The 16,077-nt window shown below is 29.3% G+C and carries 14 protein-coding genes; 7 read left to right on the top strand and 7 right to left on the bottom strand.

Annotated features, from left to right (window positions below; translation table 11 throughout):
• Positions 1-11 precede the first annotated feature (11 nt).
• The gene (gene yihA, locus HYG85_RS06640; RefSeq protein WP_113672207.1) at positions 12-605 is read left to right on the top strand and encodes a ribosome biogenesis GTP-binding protein YihA/YsxC; all 594 of its coding nucleotides are present in this window, start codon (positions 12-14) and stop codon (positions 603-605) included.
• A 174-nt stretch (positions 606-779) separates the two neighbouring features.
• Here the strand turns inward: yihA and HYG85_RS06635 are convergent, their stop codons facing one another.
• The 5 genes from HYG85_RS06635 to HYG85_RS06615 all read right to left on the bottom strand — a co-directional run bounded on the left by HYG85_RS06635 (position 780) and on the right by HYG85_RS06615 (position 3,925).
• Positions 780-1,307 carry a DUF4364 family protein gene (locus HYG85_RS06635; RefSeq protein ID WP_113672206.1) on the bottom strand — a complete coding sequence of 176 codons (528 nt, stop codon included), beginning with the start codon at positions 1,305-1,307 and terminating at the stop codon, positions 780-782.
• Positions 1,308-1,466: 159 nt separating this feature from the next.
• Complete coding sequence (locus HYG85_RS06630; RefSeq protein WP_244971293.1) at positions 1,467-2,408, bottom strand: TIGR01212 family radical SAM protein; 942 nt, start codon at positions 2,406-2,408, stop codon at positions 1,467-1,469.
• Positions 2,377-2,829, bottom strand: coding sequence for a hypothetical protein (locus HYG85_RS06625; RefSeq protein WP_113672205.1), 453 nt, complete (start codon positions 2,827-2,829; stop codon positions 2,377-2,379). The genes HYG85_RS06630 and HYG85_RS06625 overlap by 32 nt, the downstream gene beginning before the upstream one ends.
• Positions 2,830-3,012: 183 nt before the next feature.
• Complete coding sequence (locus HYG85_RS06620; protein WP_212692821.1) at positions 3,013-3,660, bottom strand: SdpI family protein; 648 nt, start codon at positions 3,658-3,660, stop codon at positions 3,013-3,015.
• The gene (locus tag HYG85_RS06615; protein ID WP_212692820.1) at positions 3,647-3,925 is read right to left on the bottom strand and encodes an autorepressor SdpR family transcription factor; all 279 of its coding nucleotides are present in this window, start codon (positions 3,923-3,925) and stop codon (positions 3,647-3,649) included. The genes HYG85_RS06620 and HYG85_RS06615 overlap by 14 nt, the downstream gene beginning before the upstream one ends.
• Positions 3,926-4,218: 293 nt before the next feature.
• On the opposite strand from HYG85_RS06615, the gene glpK reads away from it, so the two are divergent.
• Positions 4,219-5,712, top strand: a complete 1,494-nt coding sequence (gene glpK / locus HYG85_RS06610; protein WP_212692819.1) for a glycerol kinase GlpK — start codon at positions 4,219-4,221, stop codon at positions 5,710-5,712.
• 428 nt (positions 5,713-6,140) lie between these two features.
• Here the strand turns inward: glpK and HYG85_RS06605 are convergent, their stop codons facing one another.
• Entirely contained in the window at positions 6,141-7,214 is a 1,074-nt protein-coding gene (locus HYG85_RS06605) for an HD-GYP domain-containing protein (protein WP_212692818.1), read from the bottom strand.
• 205 nt (positions 7,215-7,419) lie between these two features.
• Between HYG85_RS06605 and HYG85_RS06600 the strand changes: the two genes are divergently transcribed.
• The 4 genes from HYG85_RS06600 to HYG85_RS06585 all read left to right on the top strand — a co-directional run bounded on the left by HYG85_RS06600 (position 7,420) and on the right by HYG85_RS06585 (position 13,353).
• Positions 7,420-7,689, top strand: a complete 270-nt coding sequence (locus HYG85_RS06600) for a hypothetical protein (protein ID WP_212692817.1) — start codon at positions 7,420-7,422, stop codon at positions 7,687-7,689.
• Positions 7,690-7,955: 266 nt separating this feature from the next.
• The gene (locus HYG85_RS06595) at positions 7,956-9,608 is read left to right on the top strand and encodes a SulP family inorganic anion transporter (protein ID WP_212692816.1); all 1,653 of its coding nucleotides are present in this window, start codon (positions 7,956-7,958) and stop codon (positions 9,606-9,608) included.
• A gap of 141 nt (positions 9,609-9,749) precedes the next feature.
• Entirely contained in the window at positions 9,750-10,925 is a 1,176-nt protein-coding gene (locus tag HYG85_RS06590; RefSeq protein WP_212692815.1) for a class I SAM-dependent methyltransferase, read from the top strand.
• Between the two features lie 313 nt (positions 10,926-11,238).
• On the top strand, positions 11,239-13,353 hold the full coding sequence (locus HYG85_RS06585; protein ID WP_212692814.1) for a methyl-accepting chemotaxis protein: 2,115 nt from the start codon (positions 11,239-11,241) through the stop codon (positions 13,351-13,353).
• Between the two features lie 137 nt (positions 13,354-13,490).
• Here HYG85_RS06585 and HYG85_RS06580 read toward each other — a convergent pair whose 3' ends face one another.
• Positions 13,491-14,258 carry a carbohydrate-binding protein gene (locus HYG85_RS06580; protein WP_212692813.1) on the bottom strand — a complete coding sequence of 256 codons (768 nt, stop codon included), beginning with the start codon at positions 14,256-14,258 and terminating at the stop codon, positions 13,491-13,493.
• A gap of 442 nt (positions 14,259-14,700) precedes the next feature.
• Here HYG85_RS06580 and HYG85_RS06575 point away from each other — a divergent pair, with 442 nt between their 5' ends.
• Positions 14,701-15,747 carry a hypothetical protein gene (locus HYG85_RS06575; protein WP_212692812.1) on the top strand — a complete coding sequence of 349 codons (1,047 nt, stop codon included), beginning with the start codon at positions 14,701-14,703 and terminating at the stop codon, positions 15,745-15,747.
• Positions 15,748-16,077 lie beyond the last annotated feature (330 nt).

The following is a 16,077-nucleotide window of genomic DNA, read 5'->3' as shown; positions in this document are numbered from 1 at the left end:
CAGGAGATAATATGAACGTAAATAATGTAAACCTAGAAGTTGTATCAGGAAATACTTCTCAATTTCCTGATACAGGTCTACTGGAAATTGCTTTCGCTGGAAAATCAAACGTAGGAAAATCCTCACTTATTAATGCATTAATAAACAGAAAATCCTACGCAAGAACATCCTCACAACCTGGAAAAACACAAACTATCAATTTCTACAACATTGAAGATAAACTCTACTTCGTAGATTTACCAGGATACGGTTATGCAAAAGTTTCCAAAACCGAACGTGAACGCTGGGGAAAATTCATAGAAAGCTACCTTTATGAAAGACAACAATTAAAACAAATCCTATTGCTAGTAGATATAAGACACGAACCAGGCAACAACGACAAAATGCTATACGACTGGATAGTATATAACGGCTTCGACCCAATTGTAGTAGCAACTAAACTGGACAAAATAAAAAGAAGCCAAATAGATAAACACGTAAGCATCATAAGAAAATCCCTAGGTATCACAGACCGTAAAAAAATAGTCCCATTTTCCGCAACCACAAAACAAGGAAAAGACACCCTTTGGGAAATAATTGATGATATCATAGAGAATAACATTTGACAAACTTAAAAACATACTAATATGATTTTTTACATGTAATAAACTAACATATGAGTTATTCACATTTAACCCTCGGCAAAGGCAAACAAAAGCGGTATATAGATAGTTTTTCGCTAACCGTTCAGGCAAGAAAAACTATCTATATACCGCTACGCTTTATTGCGTTAGCCCCATCTAAGACTTCAACAACTCCTCCAATATCTTCCCATAAATCATATGAGGATTTTCCTTCCAATTATCACATATCTTAAGAGCATGTTCCTTAGACACAACATTGATCTTAATTTCCATAAGCAGATCTTTTTTCTCTTTTGCAATACAATTAACAGTATAATCCCCGTTTCTCTTAGGATAATATTCTGCTGTTATCTCAAACTCATCTTTTAACTCTAACTTTTTATCTTTCAGATAGTTAAGTATCTCAGTACAAATACTTTCAGGTATCCTGTTTTCAAAATATTCCAATGTTTTTTTGCCATTTTCGGTAATAGAGTATCTAGTAGAATGATTTATTACTTTAGTAGCCAATAAATTAGTTTCAACTAGTTCCGAAAAATACTGCTGTAAGGAAAAATAATTCATATATTCATGAGCTAACAAAAATTCTGAAATCTGAGTATATGACATAGGCATGTCTAATTTCTCAATCATATAAAGAATTATTAACTTATTTACACTTAATTCATGATTAGAACCCTTCATATAAACCTCCTTAAAAACCGATCTAATATGTATTTATCTAAATATATAATATTGCATAACCACAACATATAGTGGTCGGTATATATTTAAACACTTTATATATTAACAACTATTGTATATTAAAAAAAGAAAATAAACAAGTGGGTATTTAATATTATATTAGAGCAGAGGTGTTTTTTTACCTTGCCAAGTGTTTCTGTTTTTGAATTCTTTTAATATAGTGTTTAAAACTACTTTTTTATTACCGCTCCAAAGAGGTTCAATCAATAGATTTTTAGGTCCATCGCCTGTAATTCTATGAATTACAATTTCAGGTGGAATAATTTCTATACAAGAAATTAGTAAATCAATATATTCATCCATTGATAATATCTTGAAACCTTGCTCATAGTAATAATCTGCTAGATCAGTATTTTTTAGTACATGTAATAATTGAAGTTTTATACCACTGATATTCTTGTCACATATATATTTTACTGACTGAAGAACATCTTCTTTTGTCTCATTAGGTAGTCCTAATATCAGATGAACAACTACGTCAAGACCAGCCTCTGTGAGTCTTGTCACAGCACTATCAAAACAATCCAGTTCATATCCACGTCTTATAAAAGATGCAGAAGAGGTATGAATTGATTGTAATCCCAGTTCAACCCATACCTTCTTGGTTTTATTAATGGTGGCTAATAGTTTTATAACTTCATTATCAAGGCAATCAGGTCTTGTTGCTACAGACAGACCAATTATATCAGGGTGGGATATTGCTTCCCTAAAAAGTGCCTTTAAACGATTGATAGGGGCATAAGTATTAGTGTATGCTTGAAAGTAAGCAATATATTTATTCCCTGTTTTTTTTGATGACAATCTTTTCTTACCTTGTTCAATCTGGTCATATATTGATAATGATGCTGAAGAAGCAAAATCTCCAGAACCGCCTTCACTGCAGAAAATACAGCCTTTAGTACCAATCTTACCATCTCTATTAGGACAAGTGAAACCGCCATCTATTGCAATTTTATATATCTTCTCACCGTATAATTCTCTTAAATAGTAATTTAATGAATAATAGGGTTTATCTCCCCAAATACTCATATTCTTTTTCATTCCTTTCGAGTTTCTCTTTCGTATTCCTGATTTTTTTACATAACTGTACTAATTTTTTCCATTCCTCTTCGGTTGATATATTCTTTACCATATCAATGAACTCTAATTTGATATTGAATAGAACATTCTGTTTAACTATAGCTTCATCTCCATATTTGACATTCAGAATTTCTGAGATTACATTTATAGTATCATCTGAAAGACTGCATGGCAAGTATAGGTAAATACTATTTAATATTTTTTCAATTGCATCATATTGTTTTTCAAAAGGATTTCCTTCGTTGTTTTCAATATAATAATTAAGAGAATTAATATCAAAAAATATGACGTTCTCAATTTCAGAGTAATCATAGTTTATTAATATATCCCGAAATTCATTGAGTTTGATTTCTAGTTCTGTTTCGCTTATTATGTCAGTCATTTGATTCATCCTTTTATTTTTTTCTATATAAATAATATATGCTAAGAAAGATGAAATAAACAAACAAAATAACCCACTTGAATAGGATTGTTGATATTAAAAAGAAAAAGGTTATTAGAACCTTTTTCCTTAGGATTTGTAGAATAAAAATATTATTTTTGTTTAATTTTCAAAAAAAAATTTTTATTTATTTTTTTGAGATTTACTCATTTTTCTAAAAAGCAAGTAAGAATAAACATATAATGAAATAACCAAAATAGCTGAGACAGTTAAACCCATATATAATATTAAAGGGTTTTGAATAATCCCCATCAGCATAATGATAATCCCTAAAATCATAAAAACATATCCACCAAAGAAATGTGTTTTTTTCCAATTGGTTTCATCAGCAAGAGTCCAAGGTGTCTTGATACCAACAAAATAATTATGTCTGAACTGTGGCATATAATTACCAATTATAATAAAGAGAATTCCTACTAGAATTGGTATAAATAGACCTACGTTCATCTCTACACCAAAAGAAGCTATAATAGTTATCCAATTGATGATAATCAAAAATAATATAGTATAAAATGAAAAAATTCTATATGCTTTTGAATGCTTTTTATAATTTTCTCTTTTAGGATCGATTTTTGGTAGGGTATTCATTAGTATATAAATAGCTAATGGCACAGCACCAAGAATGATAGCCATATATTTTGGACCTGTATTGTCTACTTTTCCATCAATACCCCAATGTATAGGAATTGTATCAGGTAAATAAAAATAGGCTATAACAGTTCCTATTAATGATATAATACTTAGAATGAGTGCTAGTTTAGGCTTTTTCATTATTATCATCCTTTCCGGTAAAATCATAGATCCACTTTATCATAGATTGAAATGATGTGGTATTCAAGGAATATATTATATTTTGCCCCCTACGTTCTGTAAAAACCAACTTTGAATTTTTTAAAATATTTAAATGATGGCTGATAGAGGGTTTGCTAATGTTGAAACAATCAGCGATATCACCAGCGGTCATATCCTTGTCATATAATAATTCCAATATTTTTCTTCTTGTGGGATCAGATAATGCTTTAAATACTTCGTTCATCAAATCACTCCTGCATGTCATAAGTCACTGCATTTTTTGTTTGTATTTAGATAAATATCTAAATGCATATATTATTAATATATTATACTATATAAAAGTTGTCAAGAAACTAACTTTATTTAATTGGTCTATGAAAATATTTGTTGATATAGTATAATATTTAATAAGGAGATGTACTTGATTTGTACAATTTAATTTATAGCTAGTTATAGTTGTTATATTTTTTAATGATAATGACTAAATTAAGCATCCCCGTGACATAGTTGCTGCAAATATATGAGGAGGTTTTTATTATGGAGAAGAAATATGTAATGTCACTTGACCAAGGAACTACTAGTTGTAGAGCAATTTTATTTAATAAAAAAGGAGATATTGTAGAAACTGCTCAAAAAGAATTTAAACAAATATATCCAAAACCAGGCTGGGTTGAGCATGATGCAATGGAGATTTGGGGTACTCAGAGCGGTGTTATGAGAGAGGTATTGGAAACAGCTGGTGTAAGTGTTAATGAAGTAGCATCAATAGGGATAACCAATCAAAGAGAAACTACAGTTGTATGGGATAAGAATACAGGTAAGCCAGTATATAATGCTATAGTATGGCAATCAAGACAGACAGCAGATATATGTGAAGATTTAAAAGCAAGAGGGTTAGAAGATTATATTAGAGAAAATACAGGACTTATAATAGATGCATATTTTTCCGCAACCAAAGTTAAATGGATTTTAGATAATGTGGAAGGTGCAAGAGAAAGAGCTAAAAATGGTGAATTACTATTTGGAACTATGGATACTTGGTTGATCTGGAATATGACAAGAGGAGAAGTTCACGTTACAGAGTACTCTAATGCGTCTAGGACCATGTTATTCAATATACGTAAACTTCAATGGGACCAGAAAATATTAGATGAATTGGATATACCAATTTCAATGATGCCAGAAGTTAAACCTTCAAGTTGTATATACGGATATACCCATGAAAAAACATTAGGCGGAGCTAGAATACCTATTGCAGGAGCAGCAGGAGATCAACAGGCAGCTCTATTCGGACAAGGCTGTTATGAACCGGGAATGGTAAAGAATACATATGGTACAGGAAGTTTTATATTAATGAATACAGGTGACAAACTTATTAGCTCCAAGAACGGACTTTTAACTACAATTGCTTGGGGAGTAGATGGGAAAGTAGAATATGCCCTTGAAGGTAGTATATTTATTGCAGGTGCTTCCATACAGTGGTTAAGAGATGAAATGAGATTGATATTCTCTTCAGATGAGAGTGAATATTTTGCTATGAAAGAAAAAGATTCTGCAGGTGTATATGTAGTACCAGCATTTGCAGGTTTAGGGGCACCTTACTGGGATATGTATGCAAGAGGTGCAATAGTAGGATTGACCAGAGGAACAAATAGAAATCATATAATAAGAGCTACATTAGAATCAATAGGATATCAATCTAAGGATGTCATCAATGCAATGGTTGAGGATTCAGGTATCAACTTGGAGAGATTAAAGGTAGATGGTGGCGCTTCAGCTAATAATTTCCTATTACAATTTCAAGCGGATATATTAGGTGTAGTTGTAGATAGACCAAAAGTTATTGAAACTACTGCCCTAGGTGCGGCTTATCTAGCTGGACTTGCAGTTGGATTCTGGAAGAAGGATGAACTAAATAGGGATACTGACATAGATAGGTCATTCCAGCCTTTGATGGATAATGAAACTAGAGAAGTTAAATATAAAGGATGGAAAAAAGCAGTTACCAGAGCTATGCAATGGGAAGAATAGGTAATATTACAAAAATATTACTGAAATAAAAATTTGATTAAATAAATATAAAAATAGTATTAAGAATATTATAAAGTTGTATTTTTTATGTAATATATGAAAAAACTGGTATATATTCAAGATGATGATAGTATTAAAAATTAAGGTATTACCTTAATTCATAAGGTTTTAAACAATAAAATAACCACATGTCTCCATGTGGTTATTTTGATGAGGGGAGTATAAATAATTAATAAGGGGTTATATAGTGTATATGATATGTATCGTTCCTTAAAAAAGAAGGGTAAACAACACAATCATATATTCACATTATAGTATATATTTTATATAATTTCAACAAAAAAATTAAATTTTTATTAAAAAAATAATAAAAAAATGTTTTAAAGGTGTAATTCATATAAAAAATGGCGTATTTTAAAGGTTTTACCTTACATAATTTCCTCTATATCTAAATCTGTTTCATCTTGCATATCGATTATCGCAATGCCAACATCCACAATAGGCTTTGAAGGAGTTGTCCTATGAATGAAAATTATTCTTCCCACTTCTCCATTAGATAATCTTACGGTTCTATGTAAATAATTATAAGCAATATTTTCTAGAAATACAAAGAGATACTTGGTATCAAGCAATCCATAGGATTCTCGTTCAAACAATCTTATAACTTTGAATGGAGAAGTTTTCTTGTGATATGAACGAACTGATGTCATGGCATCATAGATATCTGCTATAGCTATTATCTTAGCGTAATCATGGATCTGTGAATCTTTCAAGTGAAGAGGATATCCAGAGCCATCTATCTTTTCATGATGCATAAGTATTCCCAGTTTTATTTCTTCTGGAAGGTCAAGATTTTTTACAAGATTGAATCCTATTTCTGGATGTTTTTCTATAATTGCAAATTCATCATCAGTTAGTTTGCCAGGTTTATTAATTATTTTTGAATCAATTGATAATTTGCCTATATCATGCAATAGTCCTGCAACAGTAAGGTTTTCAATATCTTGTTTATCTAGGTGTAACCATTGACCGAATATATTACACAGCATTGATACATTCAATGAATGGGAATATGTGTATTCATCTACACTTCTTAGATGATTAAGGTAATTGAAAAGTTCACTCTTGGTTTTGAGAGCTTTTATCAGATCATTACTAAGCCTGAAAAGGTCTCTGATGTTAACATTTCCACCATTACCTATGTCATCTAATTGTTTTGTCAACTTTTTCTTATTGGTATCATAACTATCTTTGAATTTCAGAAATTTTTTGGTGAATTCCTTATCGTCATTATTATTACTATAGTTATATTTTATTAGATCTATGTATTCCTTTATATCTATGCTTAGTATTTGATATAAATTCAATTTGAAGATGTGATTTTGGGTTATGATAGTATTGGATGGAATCAATATCAGACCATTGGATGTAAGTACATCATTGGCGAGTTCCATACCTATTTCCAAATCATGAATGCTTATTCTGTTTATCTTATATTCCATATCAATAAACCTCTTTTCAAATATATTCCAGTTTATTTTTTTAATATTATACCAAAATTTGCTAATTATGAAAATAATTTTTTATACCTAGTTTTATATTTTTTTAGTATAAAATAAGTAAAATAATACTTTTTTTATATGCATAAAATAATTTTTATAACAAATAATATAACTGTAAGATGTAAATTTAAAAGGAGGTCATTAAATGGCTAAGAGAAATAAATCAAAAAACAACATGAATAACGAAAACATGGATAATAACATGTATAACATGGAAAACAACATGGAAAACAACATGTATAATGAAAACAGTAATAACTGTATGAGAAACGACAACATGGACAATAATAATATGTATAACAACAATATGGACAACATGGACAATAACAACATGAACAATATGGATAATAACAATATGAACAACAGCATGTACGATAATAACATGAAAGACCAAAAAAATAAGTACAGCAAATAATATTTCTACTCCTTGGTATAGCTACTGGTAAAAATATCAGTAGCTTTCTACTGTAAAACATCTTATCAAAATTAATCCTATGAAGCTTTAAGGCTTTTGGGATTAATTTTTTTATGTAAAATTAGATTATTTAGAAAAGTGGTATTTTAGTTTTCAATAGAAATTATATTGCATTTGTATTAGATAAGGACTAAAATGCTATGGGAACTTATATTGGATATAAATAAAGTAAAAAATGTAAAATGTAGGAAAAGAGGAAGAACTATATGTCAAAATTAAAACCCAAATTATTTAGCACAATGACACATTATTCAAAACAACAACTTTTAAGCGATGTTACAGCTGGTATTATTGTAGCTATAATTGCTTTGCCCCTATCAATAGCATTAGCAATTGCTTCTGGTGTATCCCCAGAAAAAGGTATTCATACTGCAATCATTGCAGGCTTTCTTATATCTTTTTTAGGAGGAAGTAGAGTACAGATTGGTGGACCTACTGGGGCATTTATGGTTGTTGTTTATACAATTGTAGCTAAACATGGGATTGAAGGATTAATTATTGCCACAATGATGGCTGGCTTTATTATGATAATTATGGGTTTATTGAAACTAGGAAGTGTTATTAAATTTATTCCATATCCAATAACAACAGGTTTTACTAGTGGTATAGCTCTAGTTATTTTTTCATCTCAAATGAAGGATTTTTTTGGATTAAGCATTAGCGAAGTGCCTGCTGATTTTATTGGAAAGTGGAAAACTTATTTCTCTGCAATGGATACTGCTAATTTATGGAGTATTATAGTAGGGGTTATAGCTTTATTAATTATCATTTTATGGCCTAAGATAAACAGAAAAATACCTGGAACATTGATTGCCTTAATAGTTACAACGGTTATGGTAATGGTATTCAAATTAGATGTAGCTACTATTGGGTCAAGATTTGGTGAATTATCTTCTGCCTTACCTTTACCGCATATACCTAATATCAGTATGGATAAAATAAGTACTCTACTAGGACCAGCTGTTACAATTGCATTTTTAGGATCAATAGAATCATTGTTATCAGCAGTAGTTTCAGATGGTATGATTGGAAGTAAACATCGTTCTAATATGGAATTAGTTGCTCAGGGAATTGCAAATATGGCTTCTGGTTTATTTGGTGGAATTCCTGCTACAGGTGCTATTGCAAGAACTGTAGCGAATATTAAAAACGGTGGGAGGACACCAATTGCAGGGATGGTTCATTCTATTACATTACTATTGATAATGGTTATGTTTATGCCTTTAGCCAAGTTGATACCATTATCTTCGTTAGCTGCTGTACTGATAATGGTTGCTTATAATATGTGTGGATGGAGAGAATTCAAAGAATTGCTAAAATCACCCAAGAGTGATGTTTTAGTATTGCTAATTACATTTTTTATAACAGTTCTAATTGATTTAGTTAAGGCAATAGAAATAGGTATTGTACTAGCATCCTTGTTATTTATGAAACGTATGGCAGATGTAACAAATGTAAAAGAGACAGTCATGGATGCATCAGAAGAAAATGATGATGACTTTAATTTTGAAGAAGAAAGTAAGAAATTCAAGTTAGCAGATGGTATACAAGTTTATGAAATAAATGGTCCATTTTTCTTTGGAGCTGCTGATAAGTTCATGGAAGTAATAAATGGGATTGGTAATCCTACGAAAGTAATTATTTTGAGAATGCGTAATGTACCAGTAATGGATGCAACAGCATTACATGCGTTTAAACAATTCATAGATATATGTAAAAGAAATAAGACTAAGATATTGATATCTGGAATTAATGAACAACCTAAAAATTCATTAATCAAAGCTTCTATTTATGAGACAATCGGAGAAGAATGTTTTTTCAAGAGTGTAGAGGAAGCTTTTACATATGCTAACAGTTAATTGGAAATTGATTTAATTTAACATCTTATCATATGATTTTATATGTAATTAAAGCGATTTTAATTAGAAGTAGTTTTTTCCTATTAATTTCTTTTGATATATATTATAATATGGAAGTAAATACTAGTAGGAGAGATAAAAATGGAAAATGTACATGCTTTGATTGAGAGCATTATCAAGACTAATAACATAAATAATATTATACTAAGCAGAGTAAGAAAAAAAGATGATACTAATTATAATAAAGTCAATGTAAAACCTGTAATCATCAAAGGAAACCTATTATATCAATTTGCTTATCATTATACTAAGAAAGTAACTCATAACAATCTAGACCATGATGATACAATTAATGAACTTAAAAATCTTATGGGAAATTATTTTAAGCAAGGTAATTTCTATACCTTAGAAGCTGATTATCAAGTATTGGTCAGTAAAAAAGGAAAGGCTAACATAATAAAAAAACCACCAACAAAGGAAAAGGTGGATTTAGATCATAATAGAACTAAAAATTATATTTTATCTGAGAATGAGCCTTATGATTTTTTAATCAAGCTTGGAGTAATGAATAAAGATGGTAAGGTATTAGCTAACAGATATGACAAATTCAAGCAGCTAAATAGATTCCTTGAAATGGTTTCAGATTGCATAGAACATCTAGATAAAAGCAAGACCATAAATATTATAGATTTTGGATGTGGAAAATCGTATCTGACTTTTGCTCTTTATCATTATCTAGTTGAACAACTGAAATTGGATATAAATATTATTGGGCTTGATTTGAAAAAGGATGTTATAGAATTTTGTAATAAAATAGCTGTTGAGCTTAATTATAATAAATTGAAATTTGTTCATGGTGATATAAAAGGTTATAAAGAAATTGACAAAGTTGATATGGTAGTAACCCTTCACGCTTGTGATACAGCTACTGATGATGCTCTAGTAAAAGCGGTAAATTGGGGAGCGGATGTTATCTTGTCAGTCCCCTGCTGTCAACATGAACTTCTAAGACAGATTCATAATAATACAATGAAGCCAATGGAGAAACATGGAATCATCAAAGAAAAATTATCAAGCCTTATAACGGATAGTGTAAGAGGGAACATACTTGAGATTATGGGTTATTCTGTACAGATGTTAGAATTCATTGATATGGAACACACTCCTAAGAATATACTTATTAGAGCGTTCAAAAAAGGAAGTTATAATAAAGAATGTATAGACGAATATAAGGAGTTTAAAAAATTTTGGAATATACAACCCTATATAGAAAAAGCAATGGGAGATAAATTATTGTCATTATTAAATAAATGTTAGTATTTAAATTAAGAGCTTATTAGTAAAAATCTAGCAAATAATTAACCAAAGTAATACCATAATATGGTAATACTTTGGTTTTTTTATATACAAAAATACTTAAATATGTATAAAAAGTCAACAATAATCAGTAAAAAAAGTAAAAAAATGTAAAGAAAAAAAGGATAAAACATAAATATGTAGAATTATATTATAAATGGAAAATATAAGTAAAAGGGGGAAATATTGTATCTATTTAATCCATTTAATATAGAAACTTATAGAGAGAATGATACAAAAAAATACAAAATTTAATTTGTTAGGAGTTTTTATTATGAAATCAATTAAAAGTAAAATGGTTATTAGTATTTCATTAAGTATTGTAATTATAATGGTTGCAATTATTTCAATGGTTGGGATAAAGACAAGTAATCAATCTTTGGATAATGCATATGAAACTACTAAGCTAAAGGGTAATCTAGTTGCAAAGCAAGTAGAAGAAGAGTTAGAAGAAGCAATGAACATAGTAAGAACTTTGGCAAATAGTTTAGAAGGAACTAAAAAGACTGGAGCTATAGTTAATAGAGATAACGTAAATATTATGCTGAAAAGTGTTATAGCTGAGAATCCGGATTTTTCTGGAATATGGACCATATGGGAACCAAATTCTCTAGACAATAAAGATGAAGAGTATAAAAATACTAAAGGACATGACCAAACAGGAAGATTCGTTCCATATTGGTATTGGAGTGGAAATCAAGTAGTGAATAAGCCTTGTGAAGACTATGATTTAACAAGCAATGATGACTATTACTCACTAGCTAAGAATTCTGATTCCGAGATAATACTTGAACCATATGAATATCTAATAGATGGTGAAAAAATATTAATGACTTCTCTTGTAGTTCCAATTCATTATAATAGTAAGATAATAGGGGCTGTCGGAGTAGATGTTACACTGGATAAATTGCAGGCATTGAGTGAAGATGTTGACTTGTATGATTCAGGGTATGAAGTAATTTTATCTAATACAGGTATATATGTTGCACATCCAAAAACAGATTTAGTTGGAGTTAACAGATTTGATAATGCTGATCATCAAAATGATGGTACAAAAGAAAAATTTGAATTAGGTGAATTCTTTACTATAACAGGAGAGTCAATCTTTAATAATAAAGAAAGCCTAAAACAATTTGTCCCAATTCATATTGGTGAAACAAAAACACCTTGGTTCATAGAAACTGTTGTTCCAATAAACGAAATAACAGCAGAATCAGATTTGTTGGTAAAAACACTTATAGGTATAGGCGTTATAGGTTTACTAATCTTATTGATAATAACTTATATAATAGCGCAAAGAACAAGTGCACCTATAAAGGTTCTTTCAAATATAATAGAAAGATTAGCTAACTACGATTTACAATTTGATGAAAATTCAAAAGCGGTTAAATACTTAAAGAGAAAAGATGAAATCGGTACTATAACAAACGCAATAAGCAAGATGCAGCGTAATTTTATTGATCTAGTAAAGAATATTTCATTATCTTCTCAACAGATAGCCTCTTCATCAGAGGAGTTAACTGCAACAAGTCAACAATCAGCAACTGCAGCAGAAGAAGTAGCGAATACAATTGAAGAAATAGCACGTGGTGCTAGTGACCAAGCAAAAGATACTGAACAAGCCGCTGACAATATCAATGACCTAGGACAACTTATTGAGAGAAATCAAAATGAGCTAGGTGAATTAAATAAATTTACTGACGAAGTTCTACAACTTAAAAAACAAGGTATTAAAAACATCAAAGATCTAGTAGAAATAACTGACCTTAATAATAATGCTACCAAGGAAATAGATAGTTTGATAAAAGATACTGACGAGAGTGCAGGAAAGATATATCAAGCCAGCCAGATGATTAGTTCTATAGCAGATCAGACTAATCTATTAGCTCTAAATGCCGCAATAGAAGCCGCAAGAGCAGGAGAATCTGGAAGAGGTTTCGCAGTTGTTGCTGAAGAAATAAGAGACCTAGCTGAACAAGCAGATGAATTCACTGGTGAGATAACTAGTATTATCAATGATTTGAAACAAAAAATTGATAGTGCTGTCACTACTATGAATGAAATCATAAACTTGGTGGATAACCAAAGCAGTAGTGTTGAAAGTACTAAAGTGAAATTCAACGGAATAGCTGAAGCAATAGAAAAAACAAAAGAAGCTATAGACGTATTAAATGAATCATCAAGGATGATGGAAGATAAAAAAGTAAGTATTACAGAGATTACTCAAAATCTATCTGCAATATCTCAAGAGAATGCAGCAGGTACAGAAGAAGCTTCTGCATCAGTAGAAGAACAAACTGCTTCTATGGAAGAGCTTGCAAACGCAAGTGAAGCCCTAGCTAAACTAGCAGAAGAGATGAATATTGGTATCGCTAAGTTCAAATACTAGAAGTAATATATTGATAGGCAAAGGCTGTCTACTTATAGACGGCTCAGTCTGTCGACAGTTTGAGGCGTTCCATATTGGAACGCCTCATATTGGTTAAACTCTTTATTCCTACGTATAAGCTTTTTAGAAGATTGGTTTTAGAATGGATGAGTATAGATATAATTATCTCCAAAATTATTATCCCAATATGTTTGTCCATTAATTTCACATTTGATTGCATATTCATAGACCCCAGCATCTTCATTAATATCAAATGTCCATAACTCCATATCACTATATGGTTGATAAGAACTCTTATAAGCCCTAACATCTTTATGAGTTTTCCAACTATCTGTTGTATATCTAATAGTTACAATTTTATTAGGATTATAATCCTTAACCATCACATTTCCACGAAAGATGTTATTAACATCTTTATAACTTGACTCAGATAATAACTTGCATTTACCCAATACAATGTTTTGACAATACTCAAAATTAGAAATATTTACTGAATAATTTTGTCCGTAATTGTTATCCCAATATGTATTTCCATTTACTTCATATTTAATTGCAAAAGTCCAATTATATTTATAATAGTAAAATCCATTCCATTCTACCATAGGTGTTTTGAAAGTGTATATATCATAACCATCTGTTGATTTTTTTAGATATGTGGCTGATACATCAAACCATGTATCTCCATCTGTAGTATAATGTACTACTACATTCTTATTCTCTCCTAAATCTTTTACCGCAATTTTCCCTGTAGCCCAATATCCTCCATTACCATAATATCCTCCTATATCTGCATAATATAATTGTACATTATCATTGTCGGCTGCATGAATGTTGAAACTAAATAGTGTCATTATCATACACATGCATAAACTAATACTCATTAATAATTTTACTGATTTTTTCATAATTTTAACTCCCTTTCTGTTTGTCTAGTATTATTTTTAACTATATTAATATAATATCATTATTTGGAATATTTAAAATTGTCATCATAACACAATAATATTTATATTATATAATGATTTTAGTTAATAATATTAAATATTATTATTGGATTTAAATTAATAACATAAAATAACCAAAAAATACTAATTTATAGAAATAATATTTTGAAATCAAGCCATGATTAGGGAATTCAATAAAATATTATTGTGAAAATCAATTCAAAGTAATATAATATATCTATTGCAGTATATAAATTGAATCAAATAATTGCTATAGAAACAACAATTATTAATACTATTCAACTTATAAAATTGAAGAAAATATATTTAACTAATTAAAATAGATGTATTGATGTTTAACTTAAATACATATTGGAACATTTTTAATTATGAGGAGATTATGATGGATTTAAATGAAATGCAAATCGTTATACTTATTTTATCAGCATTCTTTGCTTTGTTTCAAGCAATATATAGTTTCGCAGGCAGAAGAGTTGAAATTCAATCAAGTTCTATGTTGAATTTTTTACAAATAGCAATTGGGATATATATTGCTCTTATGATTTTTAAGGTAGGTTCATTATTACCTTATAGGATATATATAGTAATAGGATTACTATTATTATATGTGCTGTATATGTATTTTGTAGGTTCTACATATAGGATACATACTGAGAGGAAAGAATTATTGATTAGAAGTATTAATAGTGCTATATCATCTACATTATCGGTTAGGGCTGTACAAGAAGATGATGATGATAAAATTATATTTAGAATCAACAATAGCAGAAGCAGGATACAGCTGAAAGAGGATGTCAAGATCTCAGGTAAAAAAATATATTCACTAAAATTCAAAGAATGGAAATCAAGAGACCTGAAAAAGCAAGTCCTTAAGCAGATAAATGATGAACTGGATAACTGTGAAGATTATAAGACCAGTAAGATTAAGACTTTTACTAATATAGTACTCTCAATAGGATTAATTTTATTTACAATAGGATTATTAAGTAATAATGTAATGAGAAAAGATAAGATTGATTTCAGTAAAGAAGAGATACCTACGGAGCTTCATTTTATTGAAGAGGATTATAATTATACTAATAAAGAAGTAATAGAAGAATTACATAATTATCTCATGAAAGGGCATAATTCAAGAAATAAATATATAGATGAAAAAGATTTTTTAAAGGATTCCCAATTGATTTTTGAATATGGGGTTGGGGGAAATATTATTTATATTAATGAAAAAGGAATGTATATCTATGTTAAAGATATAGTGATTAAAGAGAAGTCAACAATTCATTGGTTCTGTTGGAAAATACATAAAATCTACGATAAGTCAGAAGGAACTTATTATAGTATATGGAATTTGGATGAAAAAGAATATAATAAAATAAAATATCTACTCACCAAGGATGAATTATACAATGGTATGTATAATGTACCATAAATAAATTAATCAAATGAAAATAATTTGATAGACGAATATATATGTATAAATTATGTGCAATATATACTAGGAATATGTGAGTGTTAATCTTATAATTGGTATAATTTAATAAAAATCTAAAATGTATAAAAGTAAAAACTGCTAATTAAGTAAGCTTAATAAGCTTGTTTGTTAATAATATAACAAGCTCATAAGTGGAAAAATATATGGAAAATAAAAATATGCACAAAATAATTGACAAAAATTAATATGCGTTGTATAATTTATTTGTGTTGAAAACCTTTTCATGAAATTTTCAACTAGTCTAAAGTATAAATATGCATACTAAGG

This window comes from Vallitalea guaymasensis (assembly GCF_018141425.1).
Taxonomy (GTDB): Bacteria; Bacillota; Clostridia; order Lachnospirales; family Vallitaleaceae; genus Vallitalea; species Vallitalea guaymasensis.
This window is presented reverse-complemented; position numbering and strand designations above follow the sequence as displayed.